The organism is Rhodovulum tesquicola, assembly GCF_024128855.1.
GTDB classification, from domain to species: Bacteria; Pseudomonadota; Alphaproteobacteria; order Rhodobacterales; family Rhodobacteraceae; genus Rhodovulum; species Rhodovulum tesquicola.
This window is the reverse complement of record NZ_JAMYDV010000012.1, coordinates 1-23,517: the sequence shown is the minus strand read 5'-3', so window position 1 is coordinate 23,517 and position 23,517 is coordinate 1. Positions and strand designations below refer to the sequence as shown.

The 23,517-nt window shown below is 66.0% G+C and carries 27 protein-coding genes and 1 pseudogene; 10 read left to right on the top strand and 18 right to left on the bottom strand.

What is annotated here, in order from left to right:
• Positions 1-19 precede the first annotated feature (19 nt).
• The 3 genes from NHN26_RS11580 to NHN26_RS11570 form a co-directional block, all read right to left on the bottom strand.
• On the bottom strand, positions 20-310 hold the full coding sequence (locus tag NHN26_RS11580) for a TrbC/VirB2 family protein (RefSeq protein WP_132694272.1): 291 nt from the start codon (positions 308-310) through the stop codon (positions 20-22).
• Between the two features lie 20 nt (positions 311-330).
• The gene (locus NHN26_RS11575; RefSeq protein ID WP_435594201.1) at positions 331-954 is read right to left on the bottom strand and encodes a lytic transglycosylase domain-containing protein; all 624 of its coding nucleotides are present in this window, start codon (positions 952-954) and stop codon (positions 331-333) included.
• Between the two features lie 67 nt (positions 955-1,021).
• Entirely contained in the window at positions 1,022-1,342 is a 321-nt protein-coding gene (locus NHN26_RS11570; protein WP_243641994.1) for a hypothetical protein, read from the bottom strand.
• Positions 1,343-2,168: 826 nt separating this feature from the next.
• On the opposite strand from NHN26_RS11570, the gene NHN26_RS11560 reads away from it, so the two are divergent.
• From NHN26_RS11560 to NHN26_RS11540, 5 genes are all read left to right on the top strand, one after another.
• Positions 2,169-2,822 carry a hypothetical protein gene (locus NHN26_RS11560; RefSeq protein ID WP_253089614.1) on the top strand — a complete coding sequence of 218 codons (654 nt, stop codon included), beginning with the start codon at positions 2,169-2,171 and terminating at the stop codon, positions 2,820-2,822.
• 238 nt (positions 2,823-3,060) lie between these two features.
• Entirely contained in the window at positions 3,061-3,903 is an 843-nt protein-coding gene (locus NHN26_RS11555) for a hypothetical protein (protein ID WP_253089613.1), read from the top strand.
• Positions 3,904-4,000: 97 nt separating this feature from the next.
• On the top strand, positions 4,001-4,309 hold the full coding sequence (locus NHN26_RS11550) for a HipA domain-containing protein (RefSeq protein ID WP_290442943.1): 309 nt from the start codon (positions 4,001-4,003) through the stop codon (positions 4,307-4,309).
• Positions 4,310-4,427: 118 nt separating this feature from the next.
• Positions 4,428-4,667 (top strand): hypothetical protein, encoded by a 240-nt coding sequence (locus NHN26_RS11545; protein ID WP_253089611.1) that lies wholly within the window; start codon positions 4,428-4,430, stop codon positions 4,665-4,667.
• A 12-nt stretch (positions 4,668-4,679) separates the two neighbouring features.
• Complete coding sequence (locus NHN26_RS11540) at positions 4,680-4,940, top strand: hypothetical protein (RefSeq protein ID WP_253089610.1); 261 nt, start codon at positions 4,680-4,682, stop codon at positions 4,938-4,940.
• A gap of 16 nt (positions 4,941-4,956) precedes the next feature.
• On the opposite strand, the gene NHN26_RS11535 is transcribed toward NHN26_RS11540, so the two are convergent.
• The 3 genes from NHN26_RS11535 to NHN26_RS11525 all read right to left on the bottom strand — a co-directional run bounded on the left by NHN26_RS11535 (position 4,957) and on the right by NHN26_RS11525 (position 6,218).
• Positions 4,957-5,289 carry a type II toxin-antitoxin system HicB family antitoxin gene (locus NHN26_RS11535; protein ID WP_253089609.1) on the bottom strand — a complete coding sequence of 111 codons (333 nt, stop codon included), beginning with the start codon at positions 5,287-5,289 and terminating at the stop codon, positions 4,957-4,959.
• Positions 5,286-5,540, bottom strand: coding sequence for a type II toxin-antitoxin system HicA family toxin (locus tag NHN26_RS11530; protein WP_253089608.1), 255 nt, complete (start codon positions 5,538-5,540; stop codon positions 5,286-5,288). Before NHN26_RS11530 ends, NHN26_RS11535 begins: the two co-directional genes overlap by 4 nt.
• A gap of 261 nt (positions 5,541-5,801) precedes the next feature.
• Positions 5,802-6,218 carry a hypothetical protein gene (locus NHN26_RS11525; RefSeq protein WP_253089607.1) on the bottom strand — a complete coding sequence of 139 codons (417 nt, stop codon included), beginning with the start codon at positions 6,216-6,218 and terminating at the stop codon, positions 5,802-5,804.
• 31 nt (positions 6,219-6,249) lie between these two features.
• Between NHN26_RS11525 and tnpA the strand changes: the two genes are divergently transcribed.
• From tnpA to tnpC, 3 genes are read left to right on the top strand one after another with little or no spacing between them, the layout of a single operon-like run.
• On the top strand, positions 6,250-6,654 hold the full coding sequence (gene tnpA, locus NHN26_RS11520) for an IS66-like element accessory protein TnpA (protein ID WP_153749478.1): 405 nt from the start codon (positions 6,250-6,252) through the stop codon (positions 6,652-6,654).
• Positions 6,651-7,004 carry an IS66 family insertion sequence element accessory protein TnpB gene (gene tnpB, locus NHN26_RS11515; protein WP_153749477.1) on the top strand — a complete coding sequence of 118 codons (354 nt, stop codon included), beginning with the start codon at positions 6,651-6,653 and terminating at the stop codon, positions 7,002-7,004. Before tnpA ends, tnpB begins: the two co-directional genes overlap by 4 nt.
• A gap of 55 nt (positions 7,005-7,059) precedes the next feature.
• On the top strand, positions 7,060-8,676 hold the full coding sequence (gene tnpC, locus NHN26_RS11510; protein WP_153749476.1) for an IS66 family transposase: 1,617 nt from the start codon (positions 7,060-7,062) through the stop codon (positions 8,674-8,676).
• Between the two features lie 75 nt (positions 8,677-8,751).
• Here the strand turns inward: tnpC and NHN26_RS11505 are convergent, their stop codons facing one another.
• Positions 8,752-9,090, bottom strand: coding sequence for a hypothetical protein (locus tag NHN26_RS11505; protein WP_253089606.1), 339 nt, complete (start codon positions 9,088-9,090; stop codon positions 8,752-8,754).
• Positions 9,091-9,121: 31 nt separating this feature from the next.
• Positions 9,122-12,445, bottom strand: coding sequence for a sensor domain-containing protein (locus NHN26_RS11500; RefSeq protein WP_253089605.1), 3,324 nt, complete (start codon positions 12,443-12,445; stop codon positions 9,122-9,124).
• 236 nt (positions 12,446-12,681) lie between these two features.
• Between NHN26_RS11500 and NHN26_RS11495 the strand changes: the two genes are divergently transcribed.
• Positions 12,682-12,897: a hypothetical protein gene (locus NHN26_RS11495; RefSeq protein WP_253089604.1), complete on the top strand. Its 216-nt coding sequence runs from the start codon at positions 12,682-12,684 to the stop codon at positions 12,895-12,897.
• Between the two features lie 113 nt (positions 12,898-13,010).
• Positions 13,011-13,151 (top strand): annotated as a pseudogene (gene gltA / locus NHN26_RS11490) (citrate (Si)-synthase); the annotation flags it as partial.
• 13 nt (positions 13,152-13,164) lie between these two features.
• Here the strand turns inward: gltA and NHN26_RS11485 are convergent.
• From NHN26_RS11485 to NHN26_RS17735, 10 genes are all read right to left on the bottom strand, one after another.
• The gene (locus NHN26_RS11485) at positions 13,165-14,826 is read right to left on the bottom strand and encodes a methyl-accepting chemotaxis protein (protein WP_253089603.1); all 1,662 of its coding nucleotides are present in this window, start codon (positions 14,824-14,826) and stop codon (positions 13,165-13,167) included.
• Positions 14,823-15,950, bottom strand: coding sequence for a protein-glutamate methylesterase/protein-glutamine glutaminase (locus NHN26_RS11480; RefSeq protein ID WP_132694197.1), 1,128 nt, complete (start codon positions 15,948-15,950; stop codon positions 14,823-14,825). The genes NHN26_RS11485 and NHN26_RS11480 overlap by 4 nt, the downstream gene beginning before the upstream one ends.
• A 1-nt stretch (position 15,951) precedes the next feature.
• Entirely contained in the window at positions 15,952-16,842 is an 891-nt protein-coding gene (locus tag NHN26_RS11475; RefSeq protein WP_243641995.1) for a CheR family methyltransferase, read from the bottom strand.
• A gap of 17 nt (positions 16,843-16,859) precedes the next feature.
• The gene (locus tag NHN26_RS11470) at positions 16,860-17,336 is read right to left on the bottom strand and encodes a chemotaxis protein CheW (protein WP_132694198.1); all 477 of its coding nucleotides are present in this window, start codon (positions 17,334-17,336) and stop codon (positions 16,860-16,862) included.
• Positions 17,333-18,973, bottom strand: a complete 1,641-nt coding sequence (locus NHN26_RS11465) for a methyl-accepting chemotaxis protein (RefSeq protein ID WP_132694199.1) — start codon at positions 18,971-18,973, stop codon at positions 17,333-17,335. The genes NHN26_RS11470 and NHN26_RS11465 overlap by 4 nt, the downstream gene beginning before the upstream one ends.
• Positions 18,974-18,975: 2 nt before the next feature.
• Positions 18,976-19,446 carry a chemotaxis protein CheW gene (locus NHN26_RS11460; RefSeq protein ID WP_132694200.1) on the bottom strand — a complete coding sequence of 157 codons (471 nt, stop codon included), beginning with the start codon at positions 19,444-19,446 and terminating at the stop codon, positions 18,976-18,978.
• The gene (locus NHN26_RS11455) at positions 19,446-21,380 is read right to left on the bottom strand and encodes a chemotaxis protein CheA (protein ID WP_132694201.1); all 1,935 of its coding nucleotides are present in this window, start codon (positions 21,378-21,380) and stop codon (positions 19,446-19,448) included. The genes NHN26_RS11460 and NHN26_RS11455 overlap by 1 nt, the downstream gene beginning before the upstream one ends.
• On the bottom strand, positions 21,377-21,745 hold the full coding sequence (locus NHN26_RS11450) for a response regulator (protein ID WP_132694202.1): 369 nt from the start codon (positions 21,743-21,745) through the stop codon (positions 21,377-21,379). Before NHN26_RS11450 ends, NHN26_RS11455 begins: the two co-directional genes overlap by 4 nt.
• Entirely contained in the window at positions 21,742-22,077 is a 336-nt protein-coding gene (locus NHN26_RS11445) for an STAS domain-containing protein (RefSeq protein ID WP_132694203.1), read from the bottom strand. The genes NHN26_RS11450 and NHN26_RS11445 overlap by 4 nt, the downstream gene beginning before the upstream one ends.
• 277 nt (positions 22,078-22,354) lie before the next feature.
• Positions 22,355-22,927 carry an enoyl-CoA hydratase-related protein gene (locus NHN26_RS17735; RefSeq protein WP_132694204.1) on the bottom strand — a complete coding sequence of 191 codons (573 nt, stop codon included), beginning with the start codon at positions 22,925-22,927 and terminating at the stop codon, positions 22,355-22,357.
• Between the last annotated feature and the right edge of the window lie 590 nt (positions 22,928-23,517).

Genomic DNA, 23,517 nt, shown 5'->3' with positions numbered 1-23,517 from the left:
GGGACTCGGGGTCGGAAGCTCAGGTCGACCAGATGGCAGCGACGATGGTGGGCGCTGCGGCGATGCCCGCAATCGCGACCACCACCCAGAGCGCCTGCCGGAAATCGAGGATGCCGAAGAGCCAGGACAGGAACACCCCGATCAGCGCCAGCGTGCCGATCACGATGCCCAGGGGCCCGGTGATCGCATCGACGATGCCCTGCAGCAGGGTCTGGACCGGCGAGAGGTCGATACTCTGTGCAAGCGCGGGGCCCGCCAGCGCGATGAGGGCCGTCGCGCCAAGCGCGGTGAAGGCCCGTGTGCGGAGCAGGCTGTGAATGGTCCGTGACGTCACGACAGTTCTCCTCTGAGCCGCTGGAACACGGCTGTCACGCGGGCGACATGCCCTTGGGTTTCTCGAAAGGGGGGAATGGCGCCATGGCGGGCGACCGCATCGGGCCCGGCATTGTAGGCGGCAAGCGCGAGCGCCGGATCGCCGAACCGCTCGAGCATCATCAGCAGGTAGCGCGCAGAACCATCGAGGTTCTGTGCGACGTCATGCGGATCGACGCCCAGATCGCGCGCGGTACCGGGCATCAGCTGGCCGAGCCCGATGGCCCCCGCATGGCTGAGTGCGCGCGGGTCATAGGCGCTCTCGACCTCGATATTGGCGCGGTAGAACAGTGCCCAATCGGTGACCGACAGACCGGCACGGCGAAGCCCCTCATGGCCACCATAGCGCAGCGCCGTGGTCTCGATCGCGTGCAGGATCTCGGGGGCGGCGCGGACGGTGCGCGGGGCGACAGCCGCAGCAACCCGGCCTGGCGGGCGGTCATCGGCATGCGCGTTTGGTCCTGCAAAGAGAAAGAGGCGATCCGCTTGCGCCTCGGCCGCACCGTCAAACGCGCGCGGGAGGCTCCTGTCCTCGCTGACGGAAATCAGCCGACCATCCGGGCCAACCGAGAAAACGAACACGTCAGCCAGGGCCGGCGGCGCGGAACAGACGCCTGTACCCAGGGCAATGACGAGCGCGATCGCGCGGTCAGCTGTCCTTGACCAGAACCGGGCCGGTGCGCGGCGGGGCAACGCGGCCGGGGGCGGCGTGACGCTCGCGTCCGCCCTCGAGGAGCGGGATGCTGGCGCTTGTGCAGCCCATCTCGGCAAGGAAGCTGACAAGACCGACGATGGTCTTGAACTCCCGCACCTTGAGAATGCTGCGGCTGGTGACGAGCATCTTGTCCGCGCGTCCGTCTTCCGCGACGGCCCGCGCAACCCAGGTGCCGTACCAGCTGTTGTGGCGCTTCTCGGCCCCTTCCTTGCAGACGACCTCGAGGAGGTATCCGTCGGCCAGGAGGCTGCGCAATCCGTCTTCTGTAACCACATTCGGTGCTTCTTCTATCATGGCTCCCGCTTCGGGTCCTTTCCTGGCTGGGGTGCAGCATCGGTCCCGCGGGGTCGCAACACCACGGGCGATACAAAACAACATGAACATTGGCAAGACAATAAAACCGTATTGACGAAGATCGCCTTGCCCTGATAACGTCCCTACCGCACGACATAACAACATTAAAGGCGCAAAAGGAGGTTTGCCCTGCACATGTCATGCGTGTGCAGCGCCGTCGTCGCGCTGCTGCTCGGCCCGACCTGCACGCAAGGTGCGATGGCCTCCCCCTGCCCGGCCCCCGACCCTCCGTATCTCCCCCAATCGCCTGGGGACATGCGCGCCTATGCCGACCTGCTCAGGGCGGATTTCGAGGGCTATTTCGCCGACGTTCAGGCCTATTTTCCGTTGCCTCGATGACGAACGCGCGCGGGCCATCACCGAGGCGCGCGAGGTCAGCGAGGCCTATGGGCGGTCCCAGCGCGCGCAGCAGTGAGCGCGCCTGAGGCGGGAAGGCGGGAATGTGTCCCGGCGGATGACAGAGTGGAGTGCCTCCCGAAACCGGCCGGGACGCAAACCCCCGAACTGGTCCACCATGACAACGCGTTCCCGGTCTGGTGACCAGATCGCCCCCTTGCGCCCGGCGGGGAAATCGGCCGGGGCCTGGGGACTCGAGCGGCGCCGTGCGGGCGCCCGGTCTGCTCTGGTCGAGGCACCCGATCCGTTGGTGATCCGGTTGCGATGAAATCCGATTGAAGTCGGTAATGGTGTATTGTATCGGCCATGCTATTTTGTAGGGAGTCGATACATGACGCCATTGATCAGGCCACTCGCAGCCATCGCGGTTGCGCTCGTGGTCAACATGCCAGCAGCCGCACCCGCCCAGAGCTATCAGGTCGATTGTGCGATCCTGCTCTGTCTGGCCGGAGGGTGGCCGACATCGGCTCCTTGTGCCCATGCGCGCGCTGTCTTCATCCGGCGGATCACGCCGTGGCCGGTGGAGCCTCCCCTGCAGATCTGGCGCTGCCCCATGGGCGCTTCGTTTGCAGTCCCGGCCCGGGCGCTCCCGCTGGAGCGGCTCCACGACATCACCTTCCGGACCGGATCCTCGATCGCCATGCCGACCGCTTCCTTGCCCGTCCTGCCGGTCCAGGCCTCCGAACAGGCCGATATCGACATTTCCGGCGATGCCTTCGACTTCGTGCGCAGCATCCGCGTCTTCCATATCCAGTTCCATCAGAGAGAAGACGGTGACGGTCGTTGCATCCGCTCGGACTCGACCCGGCTCGGCTCCTACGGGGAACAGGGTGATTATCGCTGGGCCAGGTCGAGCGTGACGGCCGTTCCGTCGGCGTCCGCCCTGCCCCGCCCGAAGCATTGCGACAGGATGGTCTACCGCTCGGTCTTCGTCGACTGGCGCGATCATGCGGGCAGCTACGGTTTCGAAGAGGTCCGCTACTGAACCCTCGCGGACCCGCGTTCATCGGGTTCGCCGCCTTGCAACCCTGCACGGGAGGCTGTGCATACAAAGAGAAAAGGGACACGACGCCAGACCGTGAAGCCTGACGCCGCGCCAGAGAAACCCATTAACAAGCTTCCTCTAGCGCATAGTCCGAACCGCCGCAACCAGCAAAGTTGTTTTGCTGGCATGAATGGTGTTTGCTCACGGCATTGCGTTGGTGCCCCCCGGAGGCCCAAGCATGGAACCGACCACCGGCCTGATCCTGCGACGGATCACGCAAACCGATCTTTCCGTCTCTGCCCACAAGCTCGCCACGCTGATCCTTGATGCCATCGCGTGGAAGGACGGCTACAACGGATTGCCCCGCGGCACGGCCGCCTTCACCCTCTCAGCCCTGGCGGAGAAGATGGGTGTCTCGCGGCAATATCTGAGCGTCCTGCTGAGCGAGCTCGAAGTGTCCGACCTGAAGCTTGAGCGCCGCAAGCCCAACGGCAAGTTTTCCCCCTGGCTTTTTCGCTTCGCGGCCTTCGATGACGACGAACCAGCCCCCGATGCAGTGTCAGACAGAGGCGACACATCACTATCTAGAGAAGATACCAACAAAACTATCTTCTCGGGACGAATCACCATCGACGAAAGTCCGAACGTTTTCCAGACCTGCTGGGCCGACCTGATCAAGGCTGCAAAGAGAACGCTGCCCTGCTGGAACGTCGACACCCAGGTGATCTGGGATCGGTTCCTTGCCTTCAATCGCGCAAGGGGCAATGTCGCGGTTCCGGCAGGTTTCCTGCTTGGCTTCATGCGCCGATGGCGCACATCGCCAGGCACGGCTCCCCGGCCAGAGGAAGCTCCCGTGCCTCAGCGCGCCCTCGAGCGGCAGGAACGGGAACTGCTCGCGCAGATCAACGCCGCACCGATCGCCAATCGGGAGTTTCACGCCTCGGATCTCTGCCGCGTGATCGGACAGGCGGCATATGATGCGCGCGTTCGCGACGTCATCCGGCAGTTCGGCTGCCCGAGGTTCACGGCAACCCTCGCGGTCCATGGTCTGGCGGTCATGGCGGGGGAGATCGCGAGGTGATCGTCGGCATCGTGACGCGGGGTTGAATTACCTGAACTGCGCTGCGCCACTACCCTACACCAGACAAGGGTACAGCACCTGATGCAGATGCTGCTTCCTGGACCAAAGATACAGCGCGCGACGCACCCTACTCGCCCGCGCCGAGGTCATGACGCTTAAACTGGCGCGCGACGTGGGCATAGACGCCTGCGTCGCGGATATCCTGAACACCTCGCTACGGTTCCCGGCAGCCCTCATCCGCCGCTTCGACAGGGTCGGGGCGGATCACATGGACAGGGTACCGTTCATCTCGGCCCAGACCTTTCTGGGATTGGGCGGAACGGCCGCAAGCAGCTACGAAGACCTCGCCATGGCGATGCGCCGCCATTGCGTGGAAACCGTCGCAGTCGCAGCCCCTGAACGGTAGGAGCTCGGCAACATTCCGGATGAGGCGACAGCCACCGCTTCGGGAACATTCCTTCATGAGGCAATACGCCGGACAAGGAGGTTGACGCTCTACACCCGAGCATCGTGCGGGCGGCCGGATGCAGACCGCGATTTCCGAGATCCATGGCAACCTGCCTTCGATCGACGCGGCGCTCGATGCCTCCGCCTTCTTCGACATCGAAAGGCGGACTGCGGAGCAGATGACCGGCGACATGGCGCGCCATATCGCAGGGGCCTGGCGCCGCATCGGTGGCCAGCTTGGCATGGATGCCCGCGATTTCAGCGCTGTCGGCGCGGCAATCGAGACCGAGGATCTGGCGAGAGCCTGCCGCCTCTAACAAGGATCAGACATGGCCACAAATCTCAACCATTGCAGCTTGTTAAGTGGTGCCCGGGGGCGGAATCGAACCACCGATACGAGGATTTTCAAGACCCCGTTCGGACGCCGCCTGAATGGGATGGGGATCGTGGAGGATGAAGGGCTGTCCAAGCGCATCGTTTTTCGCCGGGGCTCTTGCCTGAATGAGGTAGGGAAAACCTGTTTCAAAGGGCCGGAGGGGCGTGCTGAACTCGAAGACCTCGACTGCAAGGACCGCCTTCGCGTCGTGTGATCTGACGCGGACTGGTTCAACCGGCGGCGCGGTCGAGGACTTCCTCGGCCCATTGGTTGAGGCTTTTCCCGGCCAGTTCCGCCGCGATCACGGCCTTGCGGTGAACTTCGGGGCTGACCCGAAACATCACCTGGCCGGAGAAGGCTTTCTGCGGGTCCTTGCCGATGCTGGCGCAGGTCTCGATGTAGTCTTCGACCGCCCCGTGAAACGCCTCGCGCAAATCTTCCACGGTATCGGCGTGGAACCCCACCCGATCGCGGATACCGGCAATCTGGCCGGTGAAAAGACCGTCGTCATCATCATACTCGATACGGGCGGCATAGCCTTTGTAAGTCATCGTGTTGGTCATGGTGTCACTCCGATCCTTTCGAGGAAGTCGCGTGCAGCGCGCACCTGATATCGTTTGGCTTCCTTGGCGGGGTGGGCGCGATGAAACGTGACCACCTCGCCATCCTTCTCGAACCGCACCCGCGAGCCCCGGCCCTCGATAAGCCGCGCGCCTGTGGCCAGCAGCCGCCGCTCGATCGCCGCCCATTCGAGTGTGCCGGAGACCGGGTCGGCATAGACGGCGGCAAGAGTCTTGCGGTGTGTGTTGTTCATGTGCCGAATATGCACATGCTTGCACTTTGTGCAAGCATCTCCTATGCAGCCCGCGATTCCGTGCCCTACCGCCATCAGCGCTGTCGTTGCCGCTCTGCGGCGGCCTTGGGCGCCTCTTCCTGCCAGAAGCGTTCCCAGGTGCGCGCTTCACGCGCTCGCGTCTGCTTGGCGTCACTCTCCGCATCATCAGCGTCGGCGTGGTTCCCTTCAACGGGGATCGGTATCTGGTGATGATGCTGTGCCGGTTGAGCCCCCGGCGGGTTAGCTTGGCTTCGTTGACGCGAATCTGCCCACGACCGGCGGTTTGAGCAATGTAGTGCCTTCGGCCCTGGTCGCTGCCGCGCTCGTCTCTGTGGTCATCTGCGCGGCGGTCGCGCCGATCGCGGAAACGGCTTGGCCGGTCGCCTCCCAGAAGGATCGGCTGGCTGTATTCGCTGCCTGTCGGGCCCCGGCGAAGGCGAAGAAGGCCGCAAGGCGCGCTGGGGCTTGTGGAACAGATTCTCCCGCCGCCATGGCGCTGCGCGCATCGGCCTGGTGCTTGCGCAGCATCGCATTGACCTGAGGACCGCGATGAACGCCGGGCAGATAATCGGGACCATCTCCCCGGTCTGTTCGGCCGTAAGCGAGGGTTTCTCCCCATTGGCCTCTCGGCTTCGGTCTTGATTTGAGGTCGGGCATTCTGCTCGCGTTTGCAGGCACGGAGGGCGGAATGAAGGATGGGTTTGTCGGGCAGTTCGATGTCCTGGAGGAGCCGACGGGCCGGCGGAGTTGGCCGGATGAGGTCAAGGCGCGGATTGTCATGGAGAGCTTTGCGCCCGGGGCGCGTGTGGGCGCTGTCGCCCGGCGGCATCGGGTGCTGCCGTCGCAACTGACGACGTGGCGGCGGCAGGCTCGGGAGGGACGGATTGCCCTTCCGGTGGATGCGCCGGGCTTGCCGACGCCGGCGGAGTTCGTGCCGCTGGTCGTTGACGCGCCGGACCCCACGCCGAGTTCCGACAGGGGCCGGGATCGGATCGAGATCGAGACGGGTGGCATGGTGATCCGGCTGCCTGGCACGATCCCGGCGCGCCGCCTTGCGGAGATCGTCGGGGCCCTGAGGTCCACCCGGGCATGATCGTTCCCGGGCAGCGCATGCCGATCGTGGTTGCCACGCGCCCGGTGGATTTCCGGCGGGGTCATGACGGGCTGGCGGCGACGGTACAGAACGAACTGGGGCTCGATCCGCATTCCGGGCTGACGGTGGTGTTCCGGTCGAAGCGCGGCGACAGGCTGAAGATCCTCGTCTGGGACGGCAGCGGCCTGGTGCTGATCTACAAACGCCTCGAGAGCGGGTCCTTCACCTGGCCGAAGGTGCAGGACGGGGTCATGCGGCTGTCCCGTGCCCAGTTCGAGGCGCTGTTCGAGGGCCTGGACTGGCGGCGGGTGATGGCGCAACGGGTGCTGCCACCGGCTGCGGCGAGTTGAATCGGCCCCCCTTGTTTTGTTGGGTTCTCGCGACGGCATCGGGTGAATCATACCCATGTCGTCCGCGCTCGATCCCGACCTCCTGGCCCGGTTGCCACCCGACCTGCGGGCCGCGGTCGAAGCGCAGATGCGGAAGGCCCTGACGGCCGAGGCGGAACTGCGCCAGCACCTCGAGGCTGAGAATGCCGATCTGCGCGCTCTCAACGAGCGGCTCGAGCACCTTGTCCGGGAACTTCAGCGGGCCCGTTTCGGGCCGCGCTCCGAGAAGCTTCATCCCGACCAGATGGAACTGGCCTTCGAGGACATCGAGGTGGCGATCGCGGCCGCCACCGAAGAGCATGACACCGCCGCGGAAGCACGCACCGGGACCCGGCCGCCCCGCAAGGCGCGGGGTCCGCGCAGTCTGCCGAAGGATTTGCCGCGCGAGGAGCGCATCATCGCGCCCGAAGACCTGAACTGCCCCTGCGGCTGCGGGCAGATGGTGCAAATCGGCGAGGACCGGTCGGAACGGCTGGACCTCACCCCCGCGCAGTTCCGGGTGCTCGTGACGATCCGGCCCCGGTATGCCTGCCCCAGGGGGCGCAGCGGCGTCGTTCAGGCCAAGGCGCCGCCGGCGCTGATCGAGGGTGGCTTGCCGACCGAGGCGCTACTGGCCCATGTCGCCGTGTCCAAGTTCTCCGAGCATCTTCCGCTCTACCGCCAGTCCCAGGTGATGGCGCGGCACGGGATCGAGATCGACCGGTCCACGCTCGCCGACTGGATGGGCAAGGTGGCGTTCCATCTCCGCCCGATCGTCGATCGGATCGCCGAGCACATGAAGGGCTCGGGCAAGCTCTTCGCCGACGAGACCCCGCTGCCGGTCCTGAACCCCGGGGCCGGGAAGACGAAGACGGGCTTTCTCTGGGTCATGGCGCGCGACGATCGCCCATGGGGTGGCACGGCGCCCCCGGCGGTCGTGTTCACCTACGCGCCCGGCCGCGGCGGCGCCCATGCCGAGGACATGCTGAAAGGCTTCGAGGGGATCCTGCAGGTCGACGGCTACAAGGGCTACGACCGCCTCGCCGATGGCCGGCGCGCCGAAGGGGCACCCCTGACGCTGGCCTTCTGCTGGGCACATGTCCGGCGCAAGCTGATCGACGCGCGTCCCAAGGCCGGCTCGCCCCTGGTGGACGAGGCGCTCAAGCGCATCGCGGCGCTCTATGCCATCGAGAAGGACATCCGCGGCCAGCCCCCCGAGGAGCGCCGGGCCGTCCGTCAGGCACGCGCGGTGCCGCTGCTCGAGAACCTGCACGAATGGTTGAAACAGCAGGCGGCCCGCATCTCGACGAAGTCCGACCTCGGCAGGGCCCTGGCCTACGCGCTGGAGCACTGGGATGGCCTCGTCCTCTTCACCCGGGACGGCCGCGTCGAGATGGACTCCAACCCTGTCGAGAACCGAATTCGCCCGGTGACTCTCGGAAGAAAGAATGCCCTCTTCGCGGGGCATGACGAGGGCGGTCGATCCTGGGCCCGCTTCGCCTCGGTCATCGAGACCTGCAAGCTGAACGGCGTCGAGCCTTATGCCTGGCTCAAGGCCACCCTGGAAGCCATCGCCGCCGGCCATCCCAACTCGGACATCGACGCGCTTCTGCCATGGCACTTCGGCAAGGCTGCAATCAAAGCCGCAGCTTAAACTGCAATCGATCCCTCCACAGCCCTGCCGGCGCGCACCTCCGCAAGCACTGTTCCGATGGGGAAAAACCCTCGCTTACGTTCGGCCAAGGGTCACACGAGTCTTGGCCCCCGCGCGATGGAGTTCAGCTTTCACGCGCCTCTCCCAACCCGCGCGTCGTCGTTCCAGTTCGGTCTTGCCCTGTTTGCCGTTGGTCAGTTCACGCACCTTCGCCCCGAAGACCGGGCGGTCCGCGCTGTCGATCGACATCCTGCGGTCGGTCTCGACGATGTGGATGTGCCAGTTCTTCGTGCTCGCCCCGAAGGCTTCGGGATTGGGCGCGTGGAGTGCCACGTCCTCGGCCTTCAGTCGACCGATGCGCCGGGCATCGACCGGAGGCTTCACAGTCGATGCCCGCCGACAGAGACCGCGCATTCTCCGCGCCCGAACGCCACTTTCTTCAACTCTAGCTTCCGCTGATGACCTTTTCCAGCAGGTCCGGGACGGCGCAGGCTGGAAGAGGCCTCGAAAAAAGGAACCCCTGCAGGCCGTTGCATCCGACCTCCTGAAGGATCCGCGCATGGTGGATCGTCTCCACGCCTTCCGCTATCGTTTCCATACCGAGGCTTCGGGCGAGGTCGACAATGGTTCGCACAACATCGCGCGACCTCGGATCCTCCACGATGGGGGCCACGATTCGCCGGTCGATCTTCAGGACCGAGGGCGCAATTGTCAGAAGTCCGACGATCGATGTGTGACTCGAACCGAAATCGTCGATCTCGATCGACACGCCCGCATCCCGGAGAAGCTGCAGGTGCCGCGAAAAGACATCACTCTCCTCTTCCACCAGGATCGACTCCAGGAGTTCGAAGGCCACACTCGTTCCAGAGGCGACGATTTCTCGAGCGCAGCTGACTACCTCGGGATCGTGCATTCGCGCGGAACACACGTTGAACCCAACCTTCGGAATGTCTACCCCAGCCCTCTTCCACGCCCCCAGGATGGGCGCGGTCTTGCGCATCATGATCCGGTCGATTTCCGAGACAACGCCACGCTTCTCCGCGAGGGGGAGGAAGACATCCGGTGTGAGGGTGCCTCGTACCGGATGATCCCAACGGGCCAGAACTTCCAGCCCGACGATCCGCCTTCTATCTGCCGAAAGCTGCGGTTGGAACCAAGGTTCAAAAGATTCCAAACGAAGCGCTTCTTCGAACTCCAGTTCGAGGCGATGCGATTCCCGAAGGGTATGCATGGTTGCGCCGGAGAAAACCTCTATCCGATTCCGTCCCTCGGATTTTGCCCGGTAAAGCGCGGCATCGGCATACCTCAAAACGTCCTCTCGATCGAGATCGGTCGCCTCGATCGAGGCGATGCCGAGGCTCGCGCTGACATTGATCTGCCGCCCTTCGAACATGATCGGGGTTGCCAACCGTGATTGGATCCTTTCTGCAATCCTAAGTGCATCTTCTGCGCTTGTTCCAGGCGCCAAGATCAGTGAGAACTCGTCGCCACCGATGCGAGCCGCAAAATCGGACTCGCGCACCGAGGAGTTAAGGATGCCCGCGATGGCTTGAAGCACCAGGTCTCCACCGCGGTGCCCAAAGGCGTCGTTGAGTGGCTTGAAGCGGTCTATGTCAATCTCGATCACGGTCAGTGTTTCCGAGGTACCAAGAGCCCGGATCGCCGCAGCAAGGTGCTCGTCATGGCCGCGGCGGTTCGGCAGGCCGGTGAGCGGATCGAGGAAGGCAAGTCTGCGATTCTCCGCCTCCATCTTTTCGGCGGTTTCGCGTGCCGCGGTCATCTCGACTTCGCGGCGAACCGTATCGCTGACATCCATGCAGACACCAACCCAGACAACCTTTCGCTCGGCTTCCGCCCGCGCCACGGCAGCCACCTCGAACCAGACATGGCCCGTCCCCGGTCGATCGTAACGGACCCTGTGCCTCCAGGCACCCTCGCTCCCGGCCCGACCATCAATGGAGGCTGCGAGCGCGGCTCTATCCTCGCGGCGCAAACGCCCTGGAATGCAATCCGGGTCCCGCGCGAGCTCTCCTGCCTCAATGCCAGTCATCTCCAGGAACCGCTCCGAAAGATAAGGGAATCTCACTCGGCCTGAATCGTCCCGGGACACCTCGAACAGGCCGACAGGCGCGACATTGGCAATCACCCGCAAATGGTCATGGGTCCGCCTGGTCTCCTCGGCGGATCTGCGGGCTATTTCCTCCGCCTCGATCTGGTCGGTAATATCGGTAATCTTGCCAAACCAGGATATCGATCCATCCGCCTTGCGCACCGGGTTTGCCCAGGAATCAATCCAGCGTCGGCCATACTCCGGATGGTGCACACGGTAGCGGAACCGCCGAGGTGAAGCACTCCGCTCCGCCTCTTCGATTGCACGACGAACCCGGCTTCTGTCTGCTGGAGCGATGTTTCGGAGGACCGCCCAGCCATCGCGACGGATCTCGTCCTCGTCGACGCCCAGGATATCCCCGAACTTGCCGCTGAAGAAAGCATACTCCAGTTTGCCCCCCGCCGAGCCGCGATGCTCAAAGATTGCACCCGGAACGTTCTCCACCACCGTGCGAAGGCGCTCGAGTGTCACGCAAAGCTCTTCCGATGCATGCTGTGCCTTCAGCCCCACCTCGGTGGCTTCCGTGACGTCGAAGACGTTCCCCGACCATGTCACCGAACAATCTTCGTTCCGGAACGGGATCGAGTAGAGCGCCATCCAACGCACTCCCTTCTCAGGGTGCTGCAGGCGATATGTGACCTGGAGCGGCGATCCGTCCCGGCGGGACCTTTCCATGGCCTTGGCCAGGGTGCCCATGTCTTCTGGCACGATGTTGCGCGCGGCTGCGGCCCCATCCTCATGTATATCGCGACCGGCAACGCCAAGGAGATCAGGCAGCTTGGCACTGAAATAGGGAAGGGTGACCGTTCCATCGAGGTTTTCATGGTGTTCGAAGAGCGCCCCGGGGGCGGAGTCGGCAAGAGTGTTAAGACGATCTCGGGCCGCACGGGCCTCCGCAGCGGTCTCCTCAAGCCGTCGTTCGGTCTCCTTTCGTTCCGTGATATCCTGAAACGCACCGAGGATCCGCACTGTGCGCCCGGCTTCGCGGACGGGCTCTCCGATCGCCCGGACGTAGATGCGCGCCCCGTCAGCGCGATCGAGTGGCAGTTCGAGATCCCATGGGGTTCCTGTCTGGAGACCGGCGGAGACTGCCTGGGCAATAGTGTCCCGCACGTGAGGCGCATAGAACTTAATCCCATCCTCAAGGGTCGGGCGGTAGTCCGGAGGCACACCGTGAATTCGACAGGTTTCATCGGACCAGTACATTTCGCCCGTCTCGGGAACCAACTCCCAGCATCCAAGACCGGCCAGCATTCCGGCATGGCGCAACAGGGCCTCGGCACGTCTCGAGAACGCACGGCCTTCCGGTTCGGACCGGATGGGCAGCGCGATTCCCGTAAGTCGGATCGGCACGCACTCTTCGTTTCGGGCAGCAATTCCTCCAACCATACGGATGTGCCGGGTTCCGCCGGAAGCCGTTTTCAGCCGAAGATCGATATCGAGCGTCTCCGCGCGACCCGTCTGGATGCGGCTGATCGCAATATCACTCAGCGTCAGGTCTTCCGCTTTGCAGATTTCCGGCAGAAAGAACTCCTTTCCCACGGACGAATCCCGCCCCAATAGCGCCCGGAAACCGGGATCCAGCCACAGGTCGCAATGCTGCAGGTCCCATATCCATGAGCCGACTCCCGCAGCGTGCAGAGCGAGGAGCTCATCCACCGACCGGTCGCCTCGCAGGTGACGTCCGCTCCGACGAGATCCAATCGCCGCCGACATTTGACCATCCCGCTTCCGCGATCTGCCCTGGAGAAGGGCATCGTTATCCTGCTTCGAACGCATCATGAGAAACTGTTTCCATGACAGGTTGTGGATGTTCGATGCATTTGCGCCCGAGGTGCATGTACGGCATCAGCAGGCATCTGACCGGAAAGCCGTATGCACGGGACCGAGGCCTCATGCCAAAACGCATCATTAATACCGCAATCGTGGTTAATGATGGGTTAACCCCACGTTATTCATGGGCGCCCTGGTTTTGTCGCCTGGGCCTGGCGTCGGCGCGGTTCTGCAGCATCCTGGCGGTTGGCATCCGGCTGATCGTGGCGGCCTTCGCCTCCAGCGGGTGCGCGGGCGGCGATGTGGTGCCTTGGTGGATATCTGGAGCGACGATCTGACATGCGAGGTCGGCCCGCGGACAGGGTGTGGGCGATCGGATCAGGCTGGCGGCGGTTTGGTTCAGGGACCGGACCAGTGCAGGGCGGTGATCCTGGGCCAGAGGACTGCCCAGATCTTCGCGGTCAGCCGCACGGTGGGCTGGATCTCGCAGTGGAAGGAGATGATCGCCGACCCGAACACGCGGATCGGCCGTCCCCGCCAGCTTTATACCGGCCCGACCCGGCGCGATTACGTCCACGTCGAGGACCGCTGAACCGGCCGCGCCGTCAGAAGAAGATATCAAGCTCCTCGGGCGGACCGACGCCGACCTCGCCGGGCTCGGCAAGCCCGAGCCCGCGGCAGAAATCGCGGTGGATCTCGCGCTCGGACTCCATGGAATAGAGCAGCCAGAACGGGACAAGCTCCGCGTCGGGATCCGCACCCGCAGAGGGTAGCGCGGCCGCACCGGGCGATGCGGCAAGATCGGCAAGGCACGCCACCTGCGCCTGCATCGCCTCGCAGGTTTCGGGCACCGTGGCATGCAGCGACGAGGCAAGGGCCGCGATTCCATCGGTCACGATGCGTCCGGCCTGACAGACCCGGTCCAGGTCGCTGGCCACCGCCGCGCCCGCGCCTTCGATCCCGGCAATGGTCCGGGCGGTCCTGCCCTGAAGCTCCCCGATCAGGTCCGAGATCCGCGCGTCGCTGTCGCTCAGCGCATCCCGCATCTCGCGCAACTGCGCCGCAGAATCCGAGGCCAGCAGACGCAACTGGCCAGCGATCTCCCGCAGAGCCGCACCTTCGCCGCCAAGTTCGGCGCAGGCCAGGACCGCATTCGTGCCCACAAGCCGCAAATCCTCTGCCAGCGAGGAGACATCCGCCAGCACCCGCCTCAGATCGGCTATGTTGCCCGTCACTGATTCGGCGGATGCAAGAACCCCCTCGCGGCGGCTGCGAATGGCCTCGACGGCAAGGCGCGCGCGCTCCACTGCGGAGCGCAAATCCGCGAAGGCGCGCAGCCGTCCCTCCACAGATCCGGTGCCGCCGTTACCCGCGATCTCGTCGAACCGTCCGACACTGGCCGCCAGCGTCGCGGTGATCGTCGCGGTCTCGTCGCGCAGATCGCCAAAGGCGCCGGCAAGCTGCGCATCGGCAAGACCGACCAACCAGCCCGCATCGGGATCGGACGCAGCCCGTTCGTGGATCTGCCCGGCATGGTCGATCCGCTGGCTGGCCCGATCCCCGGTCTGAAGGCTGACGATCACCCCGTCGAACGCGGCCTGAAGCCGGTCCAGAAGCGCGGCCAGCGGCCGTCCGAATGCGCTCTCGTTCCGGCGGTCCTCGCGAAAGCCTGCCACCGCCCCGCAAAGCGCCTCGAATCCCGGCCGCAACGCCGCCACCTCGGCACGCAGGCCCGGCAACCGGCGCCGCGCCAGATTGCGCAGATGGGACGACAGTTCGACGGTGATCGCCTGCACATCGGCCAGGGTCGCCAGCGAATGGTCGAGCAGCGCGCGCGCATTGTCGGCAAAGCTTTCCAGCTTTGCGTGGCGCGGGCGCAGCGCAAAGACCTGGATCCGGGCATTGGTCGTCACGAACTGCATCATTCGGACGCTGCGCGCAACCGTGGCCACCGTTGCGCTCAACGCATCGACCTGTCGGCGCAGCGTGTCCAGATCGCCGTTGCATCGGCCCAGATCGTCGTCAAGGGTGCCCACCGACCGGGCAAGCTGGCGCGCATAGCCATCCGCCGCCTCGATCACGCAAGGCGCGCGGTCGACCAGTTCGGCAAGCGGGCCGCGCAGCTCGGCGAAGCGGGCCTCCATCGCGATCAGCGTCTCGCCCGCGTCAAGGAATACGCGCTCAAGCCCGGCCCGCAGGCTGTCCAGCGCCGCGGCCTCGGGCGGACGGGCCGTGGGACGCATCGGGTGGGGCAGCGCGGCGGTCACGACGCCGCCTTGCGATCGTCGCGACCGCTGCGGGCAATAATCTCGCGGGCGATCCGGTCCAGCGGCAGGGTCTGGCAGACGGCACCCAGTTCCTCGGCGGCCCGCGGCATGCCATAAACCACGCAGGACGCCTCGTCCTGGGCGATGGTCCAAGCGCCCGCCGCGCGCATCTCGCCCATCCCCGCCGCGCCATCATCGCCCATGCCCGTCAGCAACACGCCCAGCCCGCCCTGCCCCGCCGCCTGCGCGACCGAGCGGAACAGCACATCGACCGACGGGCGGTGGCGCGACACGCAGGGTCCGGCGCGCAGCTCGGTCCGGTAGGTCCTGCCGTCCCGGCGCAACACCAGGTGACGGTCGCCGGGCGCGATCACCGCCTGGCCCGGCACCAGCACATCGCCATCCTCGGCTTCCTTGACCGCAATGGCGCACAGCGCGTTCAACCGCTCCGCGAAGGCGCGGGTGAAATGCTCGGGCATGTGCTGGACCACCGCGATCGGCGGCAATCCGACCGGCAGGCTTTCGAGGATCTCGCGCACCGCTTCGGTGCCGCCCGTCGAGGCACCGATGGCGATCATCGGCGGGCCTGCACCCGGACGCGCGGCCATGGGCGGCAGGATCACATCGGCGCTGAACCGCTCTCCGGGGGCGAGCGCACGCAGTCGCGCCACGTTCCGCCTGGTCCCGCGTCCGGAAGCGCCCCTGCCCGACTGATAGGCGGCATGGATCGCGTCGCATAGACGGATCGCGGCCTCACGCCGGTCCTCGGCCGTGGCGATGCGCGGCTTGGCCAGAACCTCGGCCGCGCCCAGTTCCAGCGCCCTGAGCGAGGCGCGCGAGCCCGCCTCGGTGAAGGAGGAGATCACGACGACCGGCATCGGACGCTGGGACATGATCTTCTTCAGGAAGGTCAGCCCGTCCATCCGCGGCATCTGCAAATCCAGCAGCAGCACGTCCGGCAGCCGCTCGCGCATCATCTCGGCGGCCTGGAACGGATCGGCCGCGGCCCCGATCATCTCCAGCCCCGGATCCTCGGCGATCAGCTTCTTGAAGGCGATCCGGATCGAGGCACTGTCGTCGATGACGAGCACGCGAACGGGGTCTTTCGGGGCCGTGCCGGTCATGTCAGTCCACCCTTTTGAAAGTTGCCGGTGCGATCTGGGCCAGCGCCGCGCCTTGACCGATCATCGACTCGGAATGGCCAAGATACAGGATGCCACCGGGTGCCAGATGGCCCGCCACACGCCCGACGATGCGGGCCTGTTCCTCGGAGGAGAAATAGATCAGCACGTTGCGCAGGAAGACGATGTCGATGTCGCGCTCGAGCGGATAGCCCGCATCGAGCAGGTTGAGTTGCGCGAAACGGACGCGCCGACGCAGTTCGGGCACGATGCGCGACTGCCCGCTCTGCCCCTCGCGGCCGCGCATCACCCACCGCTCCCGCAGATCGGGGGGCACCGGGGCCAGCATCGGATCGGGATAGACCGCGCGGCGGGCGTCGCGGAGCACCCGTGTATTGATGTCGGTGGCCAGGATCGCCCAGTCGAACGGGCCGGTTGCGCGCGCATGTTCGGCCGCACAGATCGCCATCGTCCAGGCCTCGGCCCCGGTCGAGGCCGCCGCCGACCACAGCTTGACCGGCTGGCGCGTGCCGCGGCGCCGCGTGATGGCCTCGGGCAGCGCGCTGTCCGAAAGATGCCGGAAATGCGTGGGTTCGCGGAAGAAATCGGTCTTGTTCGTGGTCACCGCGTCGAAGATCTCGGTGCGCTCGGCGTCAAGCGCGCCATCGCGGAACAGGTGCCGGATATAGTCGTCAAGCGTGGCAAAGCCCAACTCGGCCATCCGCCGGCGCAACCGCCCGGCCACCATCATCCGCTTGCTCGGCGGCAGGCGGACGCCGATCTCGGCCTCGACATAGGCCGCGAACCGTCCGAACGCATCGCCTCCGGCCGCAGCCTGCGGGCGCAGGGCGGCAGCTTGCGGGGCCGGGCTTTCGGCGTTCATCGTCGCGGCCATGGCGGACCTCCTTCGGCTCAGGCCGCGGCCGGACTGCCGGGCGCCGCGGCCGGGTAGGCCAGAAACAGCCGCTCAAGATCCAGCAGCGTGACGAATTCGCCGTCGCGCCGACCGATGCCCCGGACCAGACGGTGATCCCAGTGCAGAAGGTCCGCCTCGGGCACCGGCTCAACGCGGTCATTGTCGAAGGCCGCGACCTCGAACACCCGGTCGGTGCGCAGCGCGACCTGCGCGCGCCGCTCGCCGGTCTCGATCCAGAGCACGACGATGCGCGTCGCGTCGTCATCTTCCGCGCGCGGCAGGCCCAGGACCGCGCGCAGATCCACGACCGAAACGCCCGCGCCGCGCACGTCGATCACGCCCATGACATGCGCGGGCGCGTTGGGGATGCGCGTGATCCGCCGCCGGTCGAGGATTTCCTGCACCCGGCCGACGGGGACGGCGAAGCGTTCCTCCCCGACGCCCAGGGTCACGACCTGGCCGATCCCGGTCATGCGGCGCTCTCTTTCTTCCAGTCGCGCATGAACTGCGCGTCCAGCTCGTCGCCATCCTTGCCCAGATCGAAATCGAAACCCATCGGCTGCGCCTTCTTCGCGGGCGCCTTGCGGGCGGGTGCGGCGACGCGGGCCGGTGCCTTGGCATCGGTCACCCGGAAATAGCCGATCGCGGATTGCAGCTGTTCGGCCTGGCTGGCCAATTCCTCGGCCGTGGCCGAAAGCTCCTCGGAGGCCGAGGTGTTCTCCTGCGCGACCTTGTCGAGTTGCTGGATTGCCATGTTCACTTGGCTCGCGCCGGTTGCCTGTTCCTGGTTCGAGCGCGAGATCTCTGTGACTAGCTGCGAGGTCCGCTCGATATCGGGCACGAGGCTGGACAGCATCTCGCCCGCCATCTCGGCCGACTTGACCGTGCTGGCCGAGAGCGACGAGATCTCGCCCGCGGCACTCTGGCTGCGTTCGGCCAGCTTGCGAACCTCGGAGGCCACGACCGCGAAGCCGCGGCCATGTTCGCCCGCCCGCGCGGCCTCGACCGCGGCGTTCAGCGCCAGCAGGTCGGTCTGGCGGGCGATCTCCTGCACCACCATGATCTTTTCGGCGATGGTCTGCATCGCCTCGACCGCCTGGCGGACCGCCGCGCCGCTCTCGCGGGCATCGCCGGCTGCCTTGCGCGCGGTCTTCTCGGTCTCGTTGGCGTTCTCGGCGTTCTTCTCGATATTGGCGGCCATCTGCTCCATCGAGGCCGAGGCCTCTTCGGTCGAGGATGCCTGTTCGGTCGCGCCCTGGCTCAGTTCTTCCGAGGTCGAGGCCATCTGTTCGGCCCCCGACGAGACATTGCGCGCGGCGCCGTTCACCTCGGTCACGACCGAGCGCAGTTTTTCCGCCATCCGGTTCAGCGCGCTCAGCAGATCGGTGATCTCGTCATTGCCGCGCGCCTCGGCGGTCTGGGTCAGGTCGCCATCGGCCACCGCGCGGGCCAGCACATTGGCACGGTTCAGCCCGCGGCTGATCGAGATCAGGATCCAGGTCGCGATGCCGGTGCCTAGAATCGTCGCCACGGCCAGAAGTGTCAGCGCCAGCATGCGGGCGTTCTCGTATTCGCCCCGCGCCGCCGCGACGGCCTCGTCCATCATCGAGAGGTTGCGCTGCAACATGCCGTCCAGGATCGACTCCATCTGCCGCCAGGTCTGCTGCCCCTCTCCGGCCAGAAGCCGGTAGGCCTCCTGCGTCTGGCCAGCGGCATCCAGCTCCAGCGCGCGTCCCGAAATGCTGCTCATCGTGCCGTAAAGGCCCAGATAGGCGTCAACATCGGCGCGCCCCTCGGCGGTTGCCAGCGTGCGAATCTCGTCGACATATCGGCCATGGGAATCGCGGCCATTGGTCAGAGCCGTCAGGATCTCCTGCTCCACCGCGGCATCCTCCGACAGCAGGTATTCCCGCACGTTGCGCTGCACGCGCAATTGTTCGGCGGTGATCGTCTGGGTCAGTTCGACACGCTTGGCCTCGTTGTCGACCAGTCCGCTCAGGCGGCCGTTCAGGTTCGACAGGTCCACCAGCAGCAGGCCGACCCCCACCGCCGACATCGCGACGAGCACCGCGAAGGCGGCGGCGAGTTTGATTTTGATCGTGAGGCGCATTTTCAGAGGTCCTTCTCGAACTGGGGGGTGCCGGTGGAATTGGCGAGCGAAGCGGCATAGATCCGCTCGAGATCCGGCAGGATGACGAAACCGGCATCGGTGCGGGCGATGCCGGACAGGAATTCGGGCGGCCATTTCATGCCCACCTCGGGGATGTCGCCCATGGCGGCATCGTCGATCTCGGTCACGTCGAGCACCCGGTCGGCGATCACCGCGACCGTGGTCGCCTCGCCCGCCACGGGCACGTCCAGCACCAAGATCCGGGTATGCTCATCCTGCGCCGCCTGAGCCATGCCAAGCGCGACACGCAGATCGGTCAGCGGGATCACCGCGCCGCGCACATTGATCAGCCCCGAGGCGAAACGCCCGGCACGCGGCACCCGGGTCACCGGAACGGGTTCGAGGATCTCGTGCAGCATGCGGGTCGGAACGGCCAGCGTTTCGCCCGACAGGGTCAGGGTCACGACCTGCATCAGGCGGCTCCTTCCAGAATGCGCACCCGATCCTCGAGCCTCCGGCCCAACGAGATCAGGTGCCCGATATCGAGGATCAGCGCGACCTTGCCGTCGCCCAGGATCGTCGCGCCTGAAAACGCCTTGAGCCCGGCATGGACGCGCGAAAGCTGCTTGATGACGGTCTGGGCGTTCGACACGATCCGGTCCACCACCAGACCCACCCGGCCATTGGTGCCGGAAACGATCACCACCTTCTGGAACTGCGACCGTGGCCCGGGCGCCTGGAACACATCGGCCAGCCGCAGGAAGGGCACCAGTTCGCCGCGAATATCGAGGAAGTTCGAACGGCCTTCGCTGGCAAGCAAGTCGGGCGGCAGTTCCACGCATTCCTCGACCGCCGAAACCGGGATCGAATAGCGCTCTCCCCCCACCTCGACCAGCAGCCCGTCGGCAATGGCCAGCGTCAGCGGCAGGCGCAGCGTGACGGTGGTGCCATGGCCGGGCTCGCTGTCCACGTCGATCTGCCCGCGCAGCCCCTGGATCGCGCTGCGCACCACGTCCATGCCCACGCCCCGGCCCGAAAGCTCGGTCACGGTGGCCGCGGTCGAGAAGCCCGGCTCGAAGATCAGCCGGTAAAGATCGGGGCCAGCGACGGTCGAGCCCGGCGGCAGCAACTCGCGCTCGATGGCGCGGGCGCGCAGCCGCTCGTCGTTCAGCCCGCGCCCGTCGTCATGGATGCGGATATGCACCTCGGCCCCGGCATGGGTCGCGGTCAGCGAGACCGTGCCCATGCGCGGCTTGCCTGCCGCGACGCGGTCCTCGGCCGTTTCCAGCCCGTGATCGGCGGCGTTGCGCAGGATATGCACCAGCGGATCGGTCAGCACCTCGATCACGGTCTTGTCCAGCTCGGTCTCGCCGCCGGTCGAGACGAACTCGATGGGCTTGCCCAGTTGCTGGGACAGGTCATGCACCAGCCGACGAAAACGGCCGAACAGGTTCCCGATCGGCACCATGCGGATCGACATCGTGGTTTCGCGCATGCCCGAGGCAAGGCGGCGGATATCCTCGGCAACCGCCATCAGCGTGGGATCGCGCAGCGATTGCGACAGGTCGTGCAGCCGCGATTCCGCGATCACCAGTTCGCCCACGCGGTCCATGATCTCGTCCAGCCGCTGGGTCGCCACGCGCATCGTGGCGTGATCGCCCGGCCCGGCGGCCCGCTTTTCGGGGGTGGCGCGGGCGGTGTCGGGTGCCTCCTCGGCCACTGGCGCCGGTGCGTCCCCAAGCGGTTCGATGCTCAGGCGCAACTGGTCCTGAAGGAATAGGAACACCTCGTCGACCGCCTCGCGCGCAACCGGCGCCCCGATCAGCACGGTCCAGCGGATCGGCGGCGCCTGAGGGTTCAGCGCATCAAGCGGCGGCAATTCGGACAGATCGCAGTCCACCTGCACCCGGCCCGGCGCAAGTGCCTGCAATTCCTCAAGAAGCGCGGGCAGGTTCAGCCCCAGCCCCAGCGCATCGGGACCCAGGCCGAAGACGATGCGCCACCCCTCGCCCGAGGGCGATCCGGCGGCGTCCTGCCCGCCCAGCGCGGCGGCCAGCGCCTCCAGGATCGGCCCGTTGCCGGGGCTTGCCGCGACCGGATCGGCCAGCAGCGCGCCGATCTGGTCGCAGGCGGTCAGCGCGACGCGGATCAGCGCCGCGCCCGCCCGGCCGCCCGGCGCGCGCAATGCCTCGAAGGCGGTTTCGAATCCGTGCAGGAAATGCGCCAGCTCGGCATGGCCGAACATCGCGCCCGACCCCTTGAGCGTGTGCAGGTCGCGAAACAGCGCGTCGATCAGGCCACGGTCATCCGGTGCATCGTCAAGGTTCAGCAGGTTGCGTTCGATGGCGGCCTGCAGATCCGCCGCCTCGGCCAGAAAGACCGCATCGGCATCCTCGTCCCCGGTCATGCCCCCACCATCCGTTTCACCACGGTCAGGAGTTGCGCCTGATCGAAGGGCTTGGTCATCCAGCCCAACGCACCCGCGGCCTTGGCCTCCTGGCGCAGGTCGTCGCGGGTTTCGGTCGACAGGAAAACGATGGGCACCCCGCGCGACGCCGGGCGGGTGCGGTAGCTGCGGATGAAGCTCAGCCCATCCATCCGCGGCATGTTCTGGTCGGTCAGGATCGCGTCGGGCCGCGCCCGGTCAAGCTCGGCCAAAGCCTGTTCGCCATCGTCGGCCTCGATCACCTGATAGCCCGCGCCCGCGAGCGTCTTGCGCACCATCTGCCGGACAGAGGGCGAGTCGTCGACGATAAGGACGGTCTTGGTCATGCATCAGCTTCCTTGGTTCGTTTGGGGGCAAGGCCGTTGGCGCGGCCCCCTTCCATCTGCAGATGCCGGTCCGGGTCGATCCCGCAGGCCTGCATCCGTTGCGCGACAAGCCCGCCCGAGGGCATCGTGACGGCCAGCGCCGCACCGCGCTGCGTGGCGGTCGCCAGCGCCGAAAGCAGCGTGGCGATCCCCGTCAGATCGCAATGGGTCCAGTCCGAGGTGTCGATGTGATAATCGCCGCCCGCAACGATCCCGGCGGACAGGCGCGGGGCAATCTCGTCCGCGCGGGCCAGGTCCACGCCGGAAAGATCGCCGATCAGTTCTGAGGACATGCAACCCCCTTTCGAATGCAAAGGTGTGTATGGAATGCGAATTAACGAAGCCCTAAGATAGGATTTTCTCCGCGGGGAAAACGCAGCCGATTTGATCGAACGGCCCGGCCGCACCACCTTGCGGCACGCGACGCGGACCCGCGCCCCGACGGGACGCAAGTCGTGGGATCGGCTAAAATTTCAGGGATTGCATAGCACGCGCAGGGTCATTTCGTGATCCCCAAGGCGCGAACCGGGCGCTGAGGGGGCGCATCTGTCCCGATTGCCTGCGCCTGTCTCAGCGTCCCTCGAACCGGGGCGGCCGCTTTTCCAGGAAGGCCAGAACGCCCTCCTTGAAATCCCGCGTCGCCCCGCAAGCGCCCTGAAGCTGCGCCTCCAGGTCGTTGGCATAGGAGGCGCGGATCGCCGCCTTCAGCTTGGCATAGGCCACCGTCGGTCCCCTGGCCAATTGCGCCGCGCGGGTCCGCCAATGGGCCTCGAACCCCGCTTCGGGCACCGCCTCCCAGATCATGCCCCAATCGGCGGCCTGGCGCGCGGGCACGGGCTCGGCGAACAGCGCCGCCCCCATCGCGCGCGAAAACCCCACCTGCCGCGGCAACCAGTAGGTGCCGCCCGCATCGGGGATCGAGAACAGGATCTGGATCAGGCTGGCGCGCAGCAGCCGCTCGGGCGCGATCGAGGGGCGGCCGTCGGCGGCGTAGAGCCGGGCGAACTCGGCGTCCATGCTGACCAAGTCCAAGGCATCATTGACGACCCGCCGGATCTTGCGCAGCGGGTGACGCGCGGGAATGCGCTCCTCAAGGTCGACATAGCTGAAGAGCGACCCGCTCGTCTCGTCCGTCCCGCGCATCCAGAGATCCCCTCGTCCTGCCCATGACGGTGAGTCACGTCCTGCATCCGACGTCGAAGGCAGGGTTTTTCAGCAACGTGTTAGTCAGCTTTGAGTTGTACGCGTCGTTTGACACGGTGATAAGGTCGATCCCGAGCAGCCCCTCCAGTCGGGACTGCCTGACGGGGGTGCCGATGACAGATCAGGCCCCGTCGCTGACCGAGATTCCGTACCCAGGATCGACCCCCTTGCCCCGAGGATGCTTCCTGCCCCGAGGGGTTTCACGGCGAGTGCATTTTTCCGTCTTGGGCGCCATGGGAACCCGCCCGATCAAAGCGCTCTTGGTCCGCGGCTCAGGCACCCCGAAGTGAGCCCGTAGTGATGGCGTGATGCGGCAGACGAAGCGGCTGTGGACGGATGAAGAGAAGCGGTTCAGTCGATCTGTTTCCAGACAACTGAACCGTGCGTTTCGGTGGCCCAGGAAGATAGTGTCCCACGTCGTGGTGTAGGAGCGCCGCCCCTCGGAGAGGTCAGGGCTTGATCAGGAAGCCACGGCTGGCAGCCTGACGGTGGGATTGTCGGTCACGCGGGCGAGCGTTTCAAGGCTCATG

Coding starts and splice junctions, on each gene's coding strand:
- NHN26_RS11450 (WP_132694202.1), bottom strand. CDS start 21,745: ATGACCAAGACCGTCCTTATCGTCGACGACTCGCCCTCTGTCCGGCAG.
- NHN26_RS11460 (WP_132694200.1), bottom strand. CDS start 19,446: ATGCAGGTCGTGACCCTGACCCTGTCGGGCGAAACGCTGGCCGTTCCG.
- NHN26_RS11555 (WP_253089613.1), top strand. CDS start 3,061: ATGGAACCGACCACCGGCCTGATCCTGCGACGGATCACGCAAACCGAT.
- NHN26_RS11470 (WP_132694198.1), bottom strand. CDS start 17,336: ATGACCGGGATCGGCCAGGTCGTGACCCTGGGCGTCGGGGAGGAACGC.
- NHN26_RS11505 (WP_253089606.1), bottom strand. CDS start 9,090: ATGCGCGGTCTCTGTCGGCGGGCATCGACTGTGAAGCCTCCGGTCGAT.
- NHN26_RS11560 (WP_253089614.1), top strand. CDS start 2,169: ATGACGCCATTGATCAGGCCACTCGCAGCCATCGCGGTTGCGCTCGTG.
- NHN26_RS11475 (WP_243641995.1), bottom strand. CDS start 16,842: ATGGCCGCGACGATGAACGCCGAAAGCCCGGCCCCGCAAGCTGCCGCC.
- NHN26_RS11535 (WP_253089609.1), bottom strand. CDS start 5,289: ATGACCAACACGATGACTTACAAAGGCTATGCCGCCCGTATCGAGTAT.
- NHN26_RS11525 (WP_253089607.1), bottom strand. CDS start 6,218: ATGCCCGACCTCAAATCAAGACCGAAGCCGAGAGGCCAATGGGGAGAA.
- NHN26_RS11465 (WP_132694199.1), bottom strand. CDS start 18,973: ATGCGCCTCACGATCAAAATCAAACTCGCCGCCGCCTTCGCGGTGCTC.
- NHN26_RS11530 (WP_253089608.1), bottom strand. CDS start 5,540: ATGAACAACACACACCGCAAGACTCTTGCCGCCGTCTATGCCGACCCG.
- NHN26_RS11495 (WP_253089604.1), top strand. CDS start 12,682: ATGCCAAAACGCATCATTAATACCGCAATCGTGGTTAATGATGGGTTA.
- tnpC (WP_153749476.1), top strand. CDS start 7,060: ATGTCGTCCGCGCTCGATCCCGACCTCCTGGCCCGGTTGCCACCCGAC.
- NHN26_RS17735 (WP_132694204.1), bottom strand. CDS start 22,927: ATGCGCGGGACGGACGAGACGAGCGGGTCGCTCTTCAGCTATGTCGAC.
- NHN26_RS11545 (WP_253089611.1), top strand. CDS start 4,428: ATGCAGACCGCGATTTCCGAGATCCATGGCAACCTGCCTTCGATCGAC.
- NHN26_RS11455 (WP_132694201.1), bottom strand. CDS start 21,380: ATGACCGGGGACGAGGATGCCGATGCGGTCTTTCTGGCCGAGGCGGCG.
- tnpA (WP_153749478.1), top strand. CDS start 6,250: ATGAAGGATGGGTTTGTCGGGCAGTTCGATGTCCTGGAGGAGCCGACG.
- NHN26_RS11445 (WP_132694203.1), bottom strand. CDS start 22,077: ATGTCCTCAGAACTGATCGGCGATCTTTCCGGCGTGGACCTGGCCCGC.
- NHN26_RS11480 (WP_132694197.1), bottom strand. CDS start 15,950: ATGACCGGCACGGCCCCGAAAGACCCCGTTCGCGTGCTCGTCATCGAC.
- tnpB (WP_153749477.1), top strand. CDS start 6,651: ATGATCGTTCCCGGGCAGCGCATGCCGATCGTGGTTGCCACGCGCCCG.
- NHN26_RS11540 (WP_253089610.1), top strand. CDS start 4,680: ATGGCCACAAATCTCAACCATTGCAGCTTGTTAAGTGGTGCCCGGGGG.